We start from the raw sequence: 15,017 nt of genomic DNA, 5'->3' as shown, positions 1-15,017 counted from the left end.
CCGTCTCGTATCGATCAGGAGGTATGCATGACCATCCGACCGACGACCGCGTACCCCGCCGCCCCCGCCGCGCGTCCCCGCACCTGGTTGATCACCGGCGCGAGCCGCGGCCTGGGCAGGGAGTTCGTCCGCGCCGCGCTGTCGAGCGGTGACAACGTCGTGGCCGTCTCACGATCGATCGGGTCGGCCGATCTCCCCCGGGATCCGGGGCGCCTCCTCCGGCTCCCGGCCGACGTCACCGACCGCACGGCGGTGTTCGCCACTTCCGACAGGGCGCGCGACCGTTTCGGAGGCATCGACATCGTCGTCGACAACGCGGGCACCATGGCCTACGGATTCGTCGAGGAGTTCACCGAGGAGCAGGCGCGTGCGCAGTTCGAGACGAACTTCTTCGGAGCGATGTGGGTCAGCCAGGCCGCCATGGCGGCCTTCCGCGGTCGAGGACGCGGGCATCTCGTGCAGATCTCGAGCATCGGGGGCGTACTGAGCGGGCCCGGCACAGGGCTCTACAGCGCGAGCAAGTTCGCCCTCGAGGGACTCAGCGAAGCACTGGCCGTCGAGGCCGCGCATTTCGGCGTCGACGTGACGATCGTCGAGCCGGGCGGCTACTGGACCGATCTCTACAGCACCATGACGGTGAGCACTCCGCGATCGGACTACGACTCCCTGCGAGCCGAGCTCGAGAAGCAGAGCGCGTCCACGAGCATCGACAGCCACCCCGCCCTGGCCGCGCGGGCACTCCTCGCGGTCGTCGACGCCGACCGACCGCCGCGACGCATCGTCCTGGGCAACGCCGTCCTGGACGCGGCCGTGGCCGCCGCCCGGGAGAAGATCGACACCTGGCTCGAGTGGGAATCGGTGAGCCGGGCCGCGGAGGACCCCGTACCGGCACCGGAATCCGTGAGTGGGGAACGATCCGCGATCTAGAATGGGCGGATCGTGTGTCGGGCGGACCCCAGGTCAGGTGATCCCATGAACGTCGACGACATCTGGAACACGATCGACGAGCAGCGCGCACGAACCGCCGACCTGCTGGAACAACTCACCGACGACGAATGGCGCCGGCCGTCGCTGTGCGAGGGCTGGACCGTGCGCGACGTCGCCGCGCACCTCACGTTGCAGCAGCTCACCGTGGTCGACTTCGTCCGGATGGTCGTGCGTCATCGCGGCGGGGTGAACACGATCATCCGAGAATCCTCTCGGCGGCGCGCCCAACGACCGATCCAGGAGTTGATCGCCGACCTTCGAGGAATGATCGGCTCCCGGCGGCACAACGCGGGCATCACCCCGCTCGAGGCCATGATCGATCTGCTCGTCCACGGCCAGGACATCGCGGTACCGCTGCAGCGCGACCTGCCGATGCCACCGGATGCCGCGGCGGCGGGGGCCACTCGGATGTGGTCCACCCGCGGCACCGGGAAGGCCCGGGTCTTCGCCGACGTCCCCCTCGACGGATTCCGTTTCACCGCAACCGATACCGAGTGGTCCTCCGGTTCCGGGCCCGAGGTGCGGGGACCGATCTCCGCGATCCTACTGCTGCTCGCGGGCCGTCGTGCGGGGTTGTCCCGGTTGGAGGGCGACGGCGCCGAGGAACTACGCCGGCAAGTGACGCACACGAGATGAGACGATGGGCACCATGAGTGCCGACTCCCGTGTCCTGTGGACCATCGGCCACTGGACGTGTCCGCAGTCCGTCCTGCTCGACACACTGACTTCGGCGGACATCGACGTCGTCGTCGACGTACGGAAGATGCCCGGCTCACGCCGCAGCCCGCAGTTCGACGCCGACGAGATGCCGTCCTGGCTCGACAGCGCCGGGATCGGCTACCTGCACCTCACCGAACTCGGTGGCAGGCGGCCGAAACAGAAGGACGTCGATCCGGCGATCAATGCGGGATGGAAGAACGCGAGTTTCAAGAACTACGCCGATTACACGCTCACCGACGACTTCGAGGCCGGACTGCGACGCCTCACCGAACTGGCCGAGCACCGGCACGTCGCCATCATGTGCGGTGAGCCGATGCCTTGGCGCTGTCACCGCCTGTTGATTGCGAACACCCTCACCGCGCGGGGATGGGCCGTCGTCCATCTCGTCAACAACGCGACACCGCGCCCGCACGAACTGGGACAGTGGGGTGCGACGCCCTCGGTGGGTCCCGATGGCGTGGTCACCTACCCCGGGGAGTCCGGCGACGATTCGTGAGCGCTGCCGCTCGTCACCGCTGTTCGCTCATCACGGAGTCGACGGTCCCGTGGCGCGAACACCGCGCCCACCATCCGTCCGGTGCGATCTGCACGATCATCCGCCGGCCGCACTGCGTGCAGAACCGCGGCGGTTCGAGGCCGAGCTGCACTGCTGCGGAATGGGTTCGGACCGTCCCGTCGACGATCGTTTCGCCGGTGAACGGATCGAACATCAGATCGTCTCGCCCAGGGCCTTGATCGGCATCTTCAGTTCGCCGAGCAGATCGAGGTCGGTCTCCGCGGGCCGGCCGAGCGTGGTGAGGTAGTTGCCGACGATGACGGCGTTGATCCCGCCGAGGATCCCCTTCTGCGCGCCGAGGTCGCCGAGCGTGATCTCGCGGCCGCCGGCGAATCGGAGGATGGTGCGCGGCAACGCCAGCCGGAAGGCCGCCACGGCCTTGAGCGCCTCGGTGGCGGGCAGCACCTCGAGGTCCCCGAAAGGAGTGCCGGGGCGCGGATTGAGGAAGTTCAGCGGCACCTCGTCGGGTTCGAGCGCCGCGAGGTCGGCTGCGAATTCGGCTCGCTGCTCGACGGTTTCACCCATCCCGAGAATGCCGCCGCAGCACACCTCCATACCTGCCTCGCGCACCATCCGCAACGTCTCGAAGCGCTCCTCCCAGGTGTGGGTGGTGACGACGTTCGGGAAGTGTGAGCGGGCGGTCTCGAGATTGTGGTTGTAGCGGTGCACGCCCATCGCGACGAGCCGGTCGACCTGATCCTGGGTGAGCATGCCGAGCGAGCACGCGATCTGGATGTCGACCTCGTTGCGGATCGCTTCGATGCCGGCCGCGACCTGCGCGAGGAGTCGTTCGTCGGGTCCGCGCACGGCCGCGACGATGCAGAATTCGGTGGCTCCGGTCTTCGCGGTCTGCTTCGCGGCCTCGACGAGTGACGGGATGTCGAGCCGGGCGGCGCGCACCGGGGAGGCGAACAGGCCCGACTGTGAGCAGAAATGGCAGTCCTCGGGGCAGCCGCCGGTCTTGAGGCTGATGATCCCCTCGACCTCCACCTCCGGTCCGCACCACGCCATGCGCACGTCGTGGGCGACCGCCAGAAGATCGTCGATGCGATCGTCGGGCAGCTGCAGGACCTCGAGGGTCTGGTCGCGGTCGAATCCGATTCCGCGGGCGAGCACCTGGTCGCGGGCGATGTCGAGGATGTCGGTGCGGGCGGGCGCCTGGGTCACTGCCGTCTCCTGGGGTGGCGAGAACTTGAACATCGTTCAATTGAACAGCGTTCAGGTTAGAGCGAACCGTCCGATAGTGTCAAAGGCACGAATCCATCGGTTCGGATCCCCGGCGGAGCGGTACCGCCGCGGACGGCAGGAGAATCAGGAGCGAAGAAGCAGTGCAGTTGCGACGCGGCGACGTCCTCGACGGCGCCATGGCGATCCTCGACGAGTACGGACTCGGCGACCTGACGATGCGCAAGCTCGCATCGTCGCTCGGCGTCCAGCCCGGCGCGCTGTACTGGCACTTCCCGAACAAGCAGACCCTGCTCGGGGCTATGGCCGACCGCATCCTCGACGGTGTCGACGAACCTCCCGCAAGCGACGCCTGGGACGGCGCGCTCGCCGAACTCGCGCACCGTTTCCGCGCCGCGCTGCTCGCTCACCGCGACGGCGCGGAACTCGTCGCGTCGAGCTACGCATCGCGGCTCACCACCTCCCGGGCCCGCGACGCCTTCGTGGGGACCGCCGGACGTGCCGGCCTGTCGCAGGCATACGCCGAGCTCACCGGCTACGCGCTGCTGCACTACGTGCTCGGCCACACCGTCGACGAGCAGTCCCGCGCGCAGCTCGAGGAACTCGGCGCGCTCACCCGCGCTCCCCTCTCCCCCGATGTCGTGACCGAGCAGCCGGCCGAGGCCGACGACGACCTGCTCGACGGCGATCCCGCCGTCCGGTTCGAGTTCGGTCTTCAGTTGTTCGTCGACGGCATCCGCGCACGTCTGGAGACCCGTGCGACATCCTGATCCCGCCACTCCTGTCGGACCCGTCTCCTATCTTCGACGCTCGTGACCGCACCCTGGACCCTCCAGCAGATCAACGCCGTCGCACCCGATCCGTCCTCGATGACGGCTGCGCGCGGCGTCGCCTCCGCATGGCTCGAAACCGGTCACGACGACGCAGCTCTGTGGGGCCTGTGCCGCGGCCGTGGCACGACGCCGTACCGCACCGCGATCGATACGAGGGCTCCCGCCTACTCGTGCACGTGCCCCAGCCGGAAGCTGCCCTGCAAGCACGCCCTGTCGTTGCTCGTGTGCTGGTCGGAGGGTGCCGTGCCCGCCGGGCAGGCGCCCGATTCCGTCACCCGCTGGCTCGCCTCCCGCGCCGCGTCCACCGCACTGCGCGCCCCCGCGGACGACGAGCCGGTCAGGACCCCCGACCCGGCGACCGCCCAGCGTCGCGCGGAGCGGGTCGCGGCAGGACTCGAGGATCTCGACCGCTGGCTGACCGACCGGATCAGGCACGGTCTCGGGGCGGTCGACCACGGCTACGAGACCTACGAGACGATCGCCGCCCGCATGGTCGATGCCCAGGCCCCCGGTGCGGCCTCCGCGCTGCGCGCACTGGCGACCGTCGTGACCGACGAAACGGATTGGCCCGCCAGATTGCTCACCGAATACGCGCGTCTGCACCTGATGGCCGTCGCGTACCGGCGGCGCGACGAACTGCCCCGGCCGCTCCTGTATTCGCTGCAGACCCATCTCGGTTTCGGTACCCGCAGCGAGGAGGTGCGTGCCGAACCGGCCGTGCGCGACCGGTGGCAGGTCCTCGCGGTGCGTGTCACCGAGGAGAGCCGGATGTTCACCCGCAGGACGTGGTTGCGCGGACGATCGAGCCGCCGATGGGCCATGGTTCTCGATTTCGCGCACGGCACAGCACGTTTCGGCACACCGATCCCCTTCCCGGGTTCGCTCGTCGACGCCGATCTGCACTTCTGCCCAGGCGCCGCCCCGCTGCGTGCCATGCTCGGCCGGCAGCACGGCGAAGCCGAGCCGTTCACGACACTGCCCGCCACCGGACTCGACGCCGCGCTGGGCGAGTACGCCCGCATGCGTGGGTCCGACCCGTGGTTGCGCACCTGGCCCGTGTTGCTCGACGCAGTCACTCCCACCCCCAGCGAGGACGGCTGGTACGTCGTCGACCCGTCCGGACGGGCACTGCCGCTGGCCGGAGACGACGACAGCCGCTGGCGGCTGCACACGGTCGCGGGTGGCCGTCCGGTGACGGTCTGCGGCGACTGGGACGGAACCACTCTCACCCCGGTGTCCCTGTTCACCGAAGGACAGGTGCTGACCTGGTGACCGCGTTGCCCGAATCGCTGACGACCGCAGCACTTCTCGGCACGGCACGCTCCGCGCCCGAGTTCGACGCGCTGCACACGGCCGACGCCGCGGGCCGACTGGCCGGAGACCCCGCGGCGACACTGCTCGCCGCTGTCGCACTGGAGGCGACCTTCCTCACCGCAGCGACCGCGCCCGTGGTCCGCGAGCTGCCGTCACCGGCCCCGGACGACGACCGTCCCGTCCTGCCCGGCGCCGCTGCCGAACGCCTGCGCGCACTGCTCGCCGTCCGCTCCCCGCTGCTCGACGAGTGGTTCGAGGTGGCCGCCCGATTTCGCGCGTCGCACGACGTCGTGGTCGATCTGCTGACCGTCGCGACCACCGACGCGGTGCACCGCGACCGGCTCGTCGCGCTCACCGGCACACGGGGACGCTGGGTGGCCGCACGCAACCCGGAATGGGCCGAACTGCTGCCTCCCGACCCGCTCGACGACACATCCTGGCACGCCGGCCCACCCGCCCGGCGCCGCCGGTGGTTCGAGACGCTCCGCACGCACGACCCGGCGGCGGCCACCGCGACACTCGCGGCATCGTGGGGCGCGCAGACCGCCGCCCAGCGAGCCGAGTTGCTCGCCCTGCTCGCGGTGAGGCTCGGCCCGCACGACGAAGCCCTGCTCGAACGCGCACTGGACGACCGCAGCCGCAAGGTCCGCGCCGTGGCGCTCGAGCTTCTTCCGCGCCTGCCGGATTCCGCCTTCGCGCAGCGTATGACCGAGCGGGTGCGACAGTGGATGCTCGCCGACGACTCGACCGTCACCCTCGCGGTGCCCGACCGGCCGGACGAGAACGCTCTCCGCGACGGTCTCGCCGACAGTCCGGTCGGTGGAGCCCGAGAGCTGCTGGTCGCGGCCGTCGCGGCAGCCCCGCTGTCCGTGTGGAACGACCACGCCGCAGACACGGTGCTGCCGGAGTTCGACATCGACGACACCTTCCGCACCGCGTTGACGGCCGCGTGGGGCCGCGCGGCGGTCCGGCAGCGCAACGGTGAGTGGGCTGCCGCATTGCTGCGACGCGACGGCAGCGTCGACGCGGACCTCGCGCGGGTCGTCCCCCTCGACGTCCTGCTCACGCACCTACGCGAGGCGCCGGCGTCCGCGATCCTCGACGACGCGCTGCTCGCTGCCCTCCCCGCGCCGTGGCCGCGTGATATCGCCGAGAAGGTGCTCACCGCGCTGTACACGAAGTCGACGACCACCCGTGTCGTCCGCGACGTCCTGATCCTGCTCGCCCACCGGGCCCCCTTCGAGCTGGCCGACCTGCTGGCCGACGCCGCGAACCGCACCGACGATCTCGGTCGCCTGCACCTGTTCGCGAGCGCAGCCGACACCCTGACCCTCCGCAAGACGATCCACGAGGAGCTGAGTTGACCGACACCGAGTCGACCCCCGCAGTTGTCGGCACCGATGAGGCCACGGCGCCCGAGACCGGCACGTCCGGGACCGACGTGCCCGACACCACCGAAACCGGCGTATCCGGCACCGCCCTGCTGCGCCCGCACGCCGAGCAGCAGTACGCGCACGAACTCGCGGCGCTCGCGCGACTCGACGATCGGCCGCGCCCGCCGTCGTGGCAGCTGTCGCCGTGGGCGGTGGTGACCTACCTGCTCGGCGGCGAACTGTCCGACGGCACCGTCATCACCCCGAAGTACGTCGGCCCGCGCCGTTTGATGGAGGTCGCCGTCGCGACCCTGGCGACCGACCGGGCACTGTTGCTGCTCGGTGTGCCGGGTACCGCGAAGACCTGGGTGTCGGAGCATCTCGCCGCCGCGATCAGCGGTTCGTCGACCCGGCTCGTGCAGGGAACAGCAGGCACGACCGAGGAGTCGGTGCGCTACGGCTGGAACTACGCGCGGCTGCTCGCCGAAGGGCCGAGCTCCGCCGCGCTGGTCGCCTCCCCGGTCATGACCGCGATGCGCGACGGCGCCGTGGCACGTATCGAGGAACTCACCCGCATTCCCGCCGACGTGCAGGACGCGCTGATCACCATCCTGTCGGAGAAGACTCTGCCCGTCCCCGAACTCGGCACCGAGGTGCAGGCGACGAAGGGGTTCAACGTCATCGCCACCGCCAACGATCGCGACCGCGGGGTCAACGACCTGTCGTCCGCGCTGCGCCGACGGTTCAACACCGTCGTGTTGCCGTTGCCGGCGAGCGAGGAGGACGAGGTCGCGATCGTCACCCGCCGCGTCGAACAACTCGGCGCCGCACTCGAACTGCCCGCCGTGCCCGCGGCCGCGGAGGAGATCCGCCGCGTCGTCACGGTGTTCCGCGAGCTGCGCAGCGGCGTCACCACCGACGGCCGCACCAAGCTGAAGTCCCCATCGGGCACGCTGTCCACCGCCGAGGCGATCTCGGTCGTGACGGGTGGTCTGGCACTGTCGGCGCACTTCGGCGACGGCGTGCTGCGTCCGTCCGATGTCGCGGCCGGCATCCTCGGTTCGGTGGTCAAGGACCCGGTCTCCGATCGCGTCGTCTGGAACGAATATCTCGAGGCCGTCGTCCGGGAACGCGGCGACTGGACCGACTTCTACCGGGCGTGCCGGGAGATCACCGGGTGACCGACGCTCTCTTCGACCGCGCGGATGCGCCCGCGGAGATCCGGGTCTTCGGCATCCGGCACCACGGGCCGGGTTCGGCGCGCGCGGTCCTGCAGGCACTCGCAGAGTTCGAACCCGACACCGTCCTCATCGAGGGTCCGTCGGACGCCGATCCGGTACTTGCGCTCGCCGCGGCCGACGACATGGTTCCGCCGGTCGCACTGCTGGCCTACGCTCGCGACGAACCGGCGCGGGCGGCGTTCTGGCCGGTCGCGGCCTTCTCGCCCGAGTGGCAGGCGTTGCGCTGGGCGTATCTGCACGACGCGGACGTGCGGTTCTGCGACCTTCCGGCGGCGATGTCGCTCGCCGCCGAACGCGAGGTCGGCGACCGCGCGACCGACGATCTGCTCGGCATACTCGCCCGCGCCGGCGGCTACGCGGACTTCGAGCAGTGGTGGGACGCGGTGGTCGAGCACGGCACCGCACAGGCCTTCGACGAGATCACCGACGCGATGCGGACGCTGCGAGAGGACGTCGGGATCGACGACCACACCGCGCGACGCGAAGCGCACATGCGGCAGGTGCTGCGCGCGACGGTCAAGGCCGGGGCCCGCGCGATCGCTGTGGTGTGCGGGGCGATGCACGCCCCCGCACTCACCGGCCGGCTCGGACCGGCCGCGCCCGACGCGCGTCTGCTCAAGGGCCTACCCAAAGTGAAGACCACCCTCACCTGGGTGCCGTGGAGCCACTCCCGGTTGTCGTTGTCGTCGGGCTACGGCGCCGGCATCACCTCACCCGGCTGGTACCACCACCTGTTCACCCAGCCCGCGGACACGACCGCGCGCTGGTTCACCCGCGTGGCCCGTGTTCTGCGCGAGGAGGATCTGCCCGTCTCGAGTGCCCACGTCATCGAGGCGACGCGCCTCGCCGACACGCTCGCTGCGCTGCGCGGTCGCGCGGTGGCCGGACTCGACGAGGTCGTCGAAGCGACCCGATCGGTGCTGTGCGACGGCGACGACGTCCTGCTCGACCTCGTCACGCGGCGGCTCGTCGTCGGGGAGGCACTCGGATCCGTCTCCGAGGACACCCCCACCGTCCCGCTCGACACCGACCTGCAGCGACAGGCGAAGTCGTTGCGTCTCAAGCGGTCCAGCGAAGCGAAGAACCTCGATCTGGACCTGCGCCGGGAAATCGACGTTGCGCGGTCGCGACTGCTGCACCGGCTGGCGCTGCTCGGGATCGACTGGGGTACGCCCACGCAGAGCGAGGTGCGCTCGACCGGCACGTTCCGCGAAACCTGGACGTTGCGGTGGGAGCCCGAGTTGTCGGTGGCGATCGTCGAGGCGTCCCGGTGGGGCACGACGGTGGGATCCGCCGCGGGTGCCATGGTGGCCGACCGTGCCGCTCGCTCCGGGATCGCGCTCGCCGACCTCACCGAACTCCTCGAACGGGCGTTGCTCGCCGACCTACGCACCACGATCCCGTCGCTGGTGAGGGCGATCGACGCGGCGGCCGCTCTCGATCACGATGTGCTGCACCTGATGAGCGCACTACCGACCCTCGTGCGGACCGTCCGTTACGGCGACGTGCGGGGCACCGATCTGTCCTCCCTGGACCACGTCTGCGACGCTCTGCTCGCGCGTGTCTGCGCCGGCCTCCCGGCGGCGGTCGCCGGTCTCGACCACGACGCCGCCGATGCGCTGCGCACCGCGATCGACGGCGTGCATCTCGCGCTCGCGTTGCGCGAGGACCCGACCGCGACCGTCCGGTGGCTGGACACGCTGACATCGGTGAGCGAACGCGACGACGTCGACGGTCTGCTCGTCGGCCGCACCACCCGGATGCTGCGCGACGCCGGCCGGCTCGGCGAGCACGATGCGGCCGTGCGGGTCGCGCGAGCGTTGTCCGTGGGGTCACCCGCGCCCGCGAAAGCGCGCTGGATCGACGGTTTCCTCGGCGGCGGCGGGCTCCTGCTGGTCCACGACGGCGCCCTGTTCGATCTCGTGGACGGCTGGATCAGCGGACTCACCGACGACGATTTCGTCGACGTCCTGCCCGTCCTCCGACGCACCTTCGGGTCCTTCGCCTTCGGGGAGCGACGCCTGCTCGGGCAGACGGTGCGCGGCGAACGCACCCGTCGCACGGAGGCACCGCCCGCGGTGGACCGCGGCCGGATCGCCCTGACCGCCACCGCGTCGATCCTGGGAGTGTCGGCATGACAACCGAATCCGGAGACACCGAACGTCTGCGCCGCTGGCGGCTCGCACTCGGTGAGGCCGCCGAGGACTCCACGGGCTCCCTGTCCTCGGCCGACGACACCGCCATGGACGCCGCGCTCGCCGCCCTGTACGACACCGCGCCGGGCGACGGCACCGCGCCGCGCACCGCCGGTCTCGGCGCATCCGCGCCCCGGGTGGCACGCTGGCTCGGCGACATCCGCACCTACTTCCCCACGTCCGTCGTCCAGGTGATGCAGCGCGACGCGGTGGATCGGCTCGGGTTGACCCGGCTGCTCCTCGAACCCGAGATGCTCGAGGCCGTCGAACCGGACGTGCACCTGGTGGGCACGCTGCTGAGCCTGAACCGTGTGATGCCGGAGACCACCAAGGCGACGGCACGCACGGTCGTCGAGAAGGTCGTGCGTGAGATCGAGGCCCGCATCGCGCAGCACACCCGTACCGCCGTCACGGGTGCACTCGACCGGTCGTCGCGGACGTCGAATCCGAAACCGCGCGACATCGACTGGGACCGCACGATTCGTGCGAACCTCGCCCACTACCTGCCGGAACATCGCACGGTGGTGCCCGAGAAGCTGGTGGGCTACGGGCGTCGTTCCCGGGCGGTGAAACGCGATGTGGTGCTCGCGGTGGACCAGTCCGGGTCGATGGCGTCGAGCGTCGTGTACGCGTCGGTGTTCGCGGCGGTCCTGGCCTCGATGCGGGCGTTGCGCACGTCGCTGGTCGTCTTCGACACCTCCGTGGTGGATCTGACCGACATGCTCGCCGATCCGGTGGATGTGCTGTTCGGCACCCAGCTCGGTGGCGGCACCGACATCAATCGGGCGATCGCCTACAGCAGGTCGCTGATCACCCGGCCGGCCGATTCGCTGTTCGTGCTCATCTCCGATCTGTACGAGGGCGGTATCCGCGCCGAGATGCTCTCCCGTATCCGGGAGATGGTCGGGGCAGGTGTGCAGGTCGTGGTGTTGCCGGCCCTGTCCGACGACGGGGCGCCGTCCTTCGACCGCGACAACGCGGCGGCGCTCGCCGCACTCGGCGTGCCCGTCTTCGCGTGCACACCCGACCGTTTCCCGGAGCTGCTCGCCGTCGCGCTCGAACGGGGCGACGTCGGGCGCTGGTCGCAGTCGAGGTGAACGCCGGACCGGCCCCGAACGGCGTGACGGCCCGGGATCAGCGGGCCGGTTCGCCGGAGGAATCGGCCTGCGCGTCACCGTCCTCCTCGGCGTACCGGGCGAGCAGCGCCGTCTCGGCCGTGTGGGAGGGGAAGGCGAAGGCCACCAGTGCCGCTCCGATCAGCACGATGGCGATCGCGGCGGTGTAGGCGCGGGTGTCGCCGTCGAGGAACGCCGTGCGGGCGGCCGCAATGATCTGTGGCGCGTACTGCGGATAGTGCTCGCTGATGCCGACGGCGCCCGCGAACGACTTCTCCAACGCGGTCTCGGTCTGCTCGTCGACCGACGCGGCCTGCGGACTCGCCGCGATCGTCGCCGCGAGCGAGGCCGAGTATCCGGCCGTGAGCAGCGCGCCGAGGATCGACTGGACGATCGCTCCACCGAGGTCGCGTTGCAGATCGGCCGTGCCGGAGGCCATTCCGGCGCGGGAAACCGGCACCGATCCCGTGAGCGAATGCGAGGCCGGGGTACCGGCGAGACCGACACCGGCTCCCAGGCACATGTATCCGAGGGCGATCACCCAGTAGTGCGCGTCCTCGTCCCACAGAATCAGCGCGACGACGAGTCCGGCCACGATCGCGACGTAACCCGACAGCAGGGTGAAACGAGAACCGCGAGACCCGACGAGTTTCGCCGACTGCGGTGCCACCAGCACCATCACGAATGCGGCGGGCAGCGCCGCCGATCCGGCCGCGAGCGTCGAGTAGCCGAGCACGTTCTGCAGGTACTGCTGGCTGATGTACATCGTTCCCATGAGGGTGCCGAACACGATGATGCCCGCCACGGCCGCGACCCAGAACACCCGGCGCCGCGCGACGCGCAGGTCGAACAGGGGATTCGCCGCGCGCAGCTGGCGCATGACGAAGAGGATCACCGCGACGAGAGCGATCACGAGAGCGGACACCGCGATGGTCTCCATCCCGTCGACGGGCACGAAGTTGATGCCGAGGACGAGCGAGCCGACCAGCACGATCGAGACCACACCGCCGAGATGATCGACCGGATCGGTCGACTCGTTGACGTGGCTGGGCACGAACATCCAGGTCAGGGCGAAAGCGATCAGCGCGAGCGGGATCGTCACCAGGAAGACCGAACCCCAGAAGAACTGTTCGAGCAGGGTGCCTGCGACGAGCGGGCCGAGCGCGGTCAGGCCGCCGCCGATCGACGACCACAACGCGATCGCGCGCGTGCGCGCTGCGCCCGACCACAGTGCGGTGATCAGGGCCAGGGTGGTGGGGAACGCCAGACCGGCGGAGACACCGCCGAGCACCCGCGCCGCGAACAGCACCTCGGTGCTCGGCGCGAACCCGGCGACCGCCGATGCGGGAACCGACAACGCCATGCCGAGCAGCAGCATCGTCTTGCGTCCGTAACGGTCGCCGACGGCACCAAGGTAGAGCACGGATGCGGCGAGACCGACGGAATACCCGACCGCAACGAGGTTGAGCTGGGTCTGGCTCGCGTCGAACGCCTTCCCGATCTCGGGCAGTGCCACGTTCGCGACGGCGAGGTTCAGGTTCGCCACGGCGGCGACGAGGATCAACGAGGCCAGCACCGGCTTCGCCCGTGCCGGCCGACCGTCGTCAGGTGGGGTCACGGACACATAGTGCGCGCTCGAGCGGCTGCCCTGCGCGGTTTCCGGCGGGTTTTCACCTTCGGTCACCCCACCGGGTTAGGATCGCCTCACTTGTTGTTCGACAGACTCGAGGCCCCTCATGACACGCCGATCCGCTGCGTTGCTCCGTTCCGCCACTCTGTTCACGGCCACCGCGATCGCGCTGACCGCGTGCGGATCGTCCGACACGGAGTCCGACTCCGGTTCGGCACCGGCCGACGGCGCCTTCCCCGTCACGGTCGACACGAAGTTCGGGGAGGTCACCATCGAGTCCGCCCCCGAACGCGTCGCGGCTCTGGGCTGGGGCGACGCCGAAACTGCACTGGCACTCGGCGTTCAGCCGGTGGCGGCGAGCGACTGGCTCGCCTTCGGCGGCGACGGCGTGGGGCCGTGGGCGCAGGGGCTGTACGACTCGCCGCCGGAGCTCATCGGCACGATCGAGCCGTCCTTCGAGATGCTCGCGGCGCAGGAGCCCGATCTGATCCTCGACACCAAGAGTTCCGGTGAGCAGGCCCGCTACGAGACGCTGTCGGGGATCGCCCCGACCGTCGCCGGCCCGGAAGGCAGCGACGCCTATCTCACGTCGCTCGACGACCAGGTGACCACCGTGGCAGCGGCTCTCGGTGTCCCGGACAAGGGCACCGAACTGCTGTCGCAGATCGATGCGGACTTCGAACAGGCCGCCGCCGACAACCCCGAGTTCGCGGGCAGGACCGTCACCGTCGCCTCCTACACGTCGGAGGGGTGGGGCGCCTACGTCGTCGGCGACTCGCGCGTCGACTTCATGACCGAGCTCGGCTTCGTGAACAATCCTCAGGTGCAGGCCGCGGCGACGGACGACTTCTTCATCACCGTCTCCGACGAGAACCTGAACCTGCTCGATGCGGATCTACTGATCGTGCTGCCGATCTACGTACCGGCGGCGGAGGTGACCGACAATCCGGTCTTCCGGCAGATCCCGGCGGTGCGCGACGGCCGGTTCCTCGTGCTCGACAGTGATTCCGACATCTCTGCGGCGTTCTCGACGAACTCGGTGCTGTCGGTGCCGTTCGCGCTCGACGAGCTGGTTCCGCTGGTCGCCGAACGCGTGAACTGAGCCCTCTCTGCTTGTGGCTCAGCGCCGGAACAGCTTGTTGCCGAGCCAGACGATCGGGTCGTAGCGGCGGCCGGCGACGCGTTCCTTCATCGGGATCAGCGCGTTGTCGGTGATGTGGATGTTCTCCGGGCACACCTCGGTGCAGCACTTGGTGATGTTGCACATGCCCAGGCCGTGCTCGTCCTGCGCCACGTCGCGCCGATCGGCGACGTCGAGCGGGTGCATCTCGAGTTCCGCGATGCGCATGAGATAGCGGGGACCGGCGAAGGCCTCCTTGTTCTCCTCGTGGTCGCGCACCACGTGGCAGACGTTCTGGCACAGATAGCATTCGATGCACTTGCGGAACTCCTGAGAGCGCTGCACATCGACCTGCTGCATCCGGTACTCCCCCGGCGCGAGATCCGGGGGCGGCGCGAAGGCCGGTATCTCGCGTGCCTTCCGGTAGTTGAACGAGACGTCGGTGACGAGATCGCGGATGATCGGGAAGGTGCGCATCGGCGTCACCGTGACGGTCGCGTCGGGATCGAACAGCGACATGCGGGTCATGCACGTCAGGCGCGGGCGGCCGTCGACCTCCGCCGAGCAGGATCCGCACTTGCCCGCCTTGCAGTTCCAGCGCACGGCGAGATCCGGTGCCTGGGTGGCCTGCAGGCGGTGCAGGATGTCGAGGACGACCTCACCCTCGTTGACCTCGACGGTGTAGTCGCGCAACTGTCCACCGTCGGCGTCGCCCCGCCAGATCCTGAACGCCGCCCGATATCCCATC

14 protein-coding genes are annotated in these 15,017 nt (G+C 69.9%); 10 read left to right on the top strand and 4 right to left on the bottom strand.

What is annotated here, in order from left to right; genetic code table 11:
* Window positions 1–27: 27 nt before the first annotated feature.
* The 3 genes from A8G18_RS04880 to A8G18_RS04870 are packed head-to-tail and all read left to right on the top strand — an operon-like array spanning window position 28 to window position 2,203.
* On the top strand, window positions 28–927 hold the full coding sequence (locus tag A8G18_RS04880; protein WP_064062951.1) for an SDR family NAD(P)-dependent oxidoreductase: 900 nt from the start codon (window positions 28–30) through the stop codon (window positions 925–927).
* Between the two features lie 45 nt (window positions 928–972).
* Window positions 973–1,623, top strand: coding sequence for a maleylpyruvate isomerase family mycothiol-dependent enzyme (locus tag A8G18_RS04875; protein ID WP_064062950.1), 651 nt, complete (start codon window positions 973–975; stop codon window positions 1,621–1,623).
* A gap of 13 nt (window positions 1,624–1,636) precedes the next feature.
* Complete coding sequence (locus A8G18_RS04870) at window positions 1,637–2,203, top strand: DUF488 domain-containing protein (RefSeq protein ID WP_064063029.1); 567 nt, start codon at window positions 1,637–1,639, stop codon at window positions 2,201–2,203.
* Between the two features lie 13 nt (window positions 2,204–2,216).
* Here the strand turns inward: A8G18_RS04870 and bsaP are convergent, their stop codons facing one another.
* Both bsaP and bioB read right to left on the bottom strand, forming a co-directional pair.
* Window positions 2,217–2,417, bottom strand: coding sequence for a biotin synthase auxiliary protein BsaP (gene bsaP / locus A8G18_RS04865; RefSeq protein WP_064062949.1), 201 nt, complete (start codon window positions 2,415–2,417; stop codon window positions 2,217–2,219).
* Complete coding sequence (bioB, locus tag A8G18_RS04860) at window positions 2,417–3,430, bottom strand: biotin synthase BioB (RefSeq protein ID WP_016934226.1); 1,014 nt, start codon at window positions 3,428–3,430, stop codon at window positions 2,417–2,419. Before bioB ends, bsaP begins: the two co-directional genes overlap by 1 nt.
* A 161-nt stretch (window positions 3,431–3,591) precedes the next feature.
* On the opposite strand from bioB, the gene A8G18_RS04855 reads away from it, so the two are divergent.
* From A8G18_RS04855 to A8G18_RS04830, 6 genes are all read left to right on the top strand, one after another.
* Complete coding sequence (locus tag A8G18_RS04855) at window positions 3,592–4,218, top strand: TetR/AcrR family transcriptional regulator C-terminal domain-containing protein (protein WP_064062948.1); 627 nt, start codon at window positions 3,592–3,594, stop codon at window positions 4,216–4,218.
* Between the two features lie 42 nt (window positions 4,219–4,260).
* Complete coding sequence (locus tag A8G18_RS04850) at window positions 4,261–5,553, top strand: SWIM zinc finger family protein (RefSeq protein WP_064062947.1); 1,293 nt, start codon at window positions 4,261–4,263, stop codon at window positions 5,551–5,553.
* Entirely contained in the window at window positions 5,550–6,959 is a 1,410-nt protein-coding gene (locus A8G18_RS04845) for a DUF5691 domain-containing protein (RefSeq protein ID WP_064062946.1), read from the top strand. The genes A8G18_RS04850 and A8G18_RS04845 overlap by 4 nt, the downstream gene beginning before the upstream one ends.
* A 77-nt stretch (window positions 6,960–7,036) precedes the next feature.
* Window positions 7,037–8,149, top strand: coding sequence for an ATP-binding protein (locus A8G18_RS04840; protein WP_064063028.1), 1,113 nt, complete (start codon window positions 7,037–7,039; stop codon window positions 8,147–8,149).
* The gene (locus A8G18_RS04835) at window positions 8,146–10,347 is read left to right on the top strand and encodes a DUF5682 family protein (protein ID WP_064062945.1); all 2,202 of its coding nucleotides are present in this window, start codon (window positions 8,146–8,148) and stop codon (window positions 10,345–10,347) included. The genes A8G18_RS04840 and A8G18_RS04835 overlap by 4 nt, the downstream gene beginning before the upstream one ends.
* Complete coding sequence (locus tag A8G18_RS04830; RefSeq protein WP_064062944.1) at window positions 10,344–11,501, top strand: VWA domain-containing protein; 1,158 nt, start codon at window positions 10,344–10,346, stop codon at window positions 11,499–11,501. The genes A8G18_RS04835 and A8G18_RS04830 overlap by 4 nt, the downstream gene beginning before the upstream one ends.
* 37 nt (window positions 11,502–11,538) lie before the next feature.
* On the opposite strand, the gene A8G18_RS04825 is transcribed toward A8G18_RS04830, so the two are convergent.
* Entirely contained in the window at window positions 11,539–13,143 is a 1,605-nt protein-coding gene (locus A8G18_RS04825) for an MFS transporter (protein WP_172506107.1), read from the bottom strand.
* A gap of 112 nt (window positions 13,144–13,255) precedes the next feature.
* On the opposite strand from A8G18_RS04825, the gene A8G18_RS04820 reads away from it, so the two are divergent.
* Window positions 13,256–14,251: an iron-siderophore ABC transporter substrate-binding protein gene (locus A8G18_RS04820; RefSeq protein ID WP_064062943.1), complete on the top strand. Its 996-nt coding sequence runs from the start codon at window positions 13,256–13,258 to the stop codon at window positions 14,249–14,251.
* Between the two features lie 18 nt (window positions 14,252–14,269).
* Here the strand turns inward: A8G18_RS04820 and A8G18_RS04815 are convergent, their stop codons facing one another.
* Complete coding sequence (locus tag A8G18_RS04815; protein ID WP_016935037.1) at window positions 14,270–15,016, bottom strand: succinate dehydrogenase/fumarate reductase iron-sulfur subunit; 747 nt, start codon at window positions 15,014–15,016, stop codon at window positions 14,270–14,272.
* Window position 15,017: the final 1 nt, after the last annotated feature.

The sequence above is a fragment of the Rhodococcus gordoniae genome (genome assembly GCF_001646655.1).
GTDB classification, from domain to species: Bacteria; Actinomycetota; Actinomycetes; order Mycobacteriales; family Mycobacteriaceae; genus Rhodococcus; species Rhodococcus gordoniae.
Note: the sequence above shows the minus strand (reverse complement) of the source record. Positions and strands in the feature narration are given on the sequence as shown.

Bases quoted from the DNA above. Each gene is read 5' to 3' on its own strand.
- A8G18_RS04880 (WP_064062951.1), top strand. From the start codon at position 28: ATGACCATCCGACCGACGACCGCGTACCCCGCCGCCCCCGCCGCGCGT.
- A8G18_RS04875 (WP_064062950.1), top strand. From the start codon at position 973: ATGAACGTCGACGACATCTGGAACACGATCGACGAGCAGCGCGCACGA.
- A8G18_RS04870 (WP_064063029.1), top strand. From the start codon at position 1,637: ATGAGTGCCGACTCCCGTGTCCTGTGGACCATCGGCCACTGGACGTGT.
- bsaP (WP_064062949.1), bottom strand. From the start codon at position 2,417: ATGTTCGATCCGTTCACCGGCGAAACGATCGTCGACGGGACGGTCCGA.
- A8G18_RS04830 (WP_064062944.1), top strand. From the start codon at position 10,344: ATGACAACCGAATCCGGAGACACCGAACGTCTGCGCCGCTGGCGGCTC.
- A8G18_RS04820 (WP_064062943.1), top strand. From the start codon at position 13,256: ATGACACGCCGATCCGCTGCGTTGCTCCGTTCCGCCACTCTGTTCACG.
- A8G18_RS04815 (WP_016935037.1), bottom strand. From the start codon at position 15,016: ATGGGATATCGGGCGGCGTTCAGGATCTGGCGGGGCGACGCCGACGGT.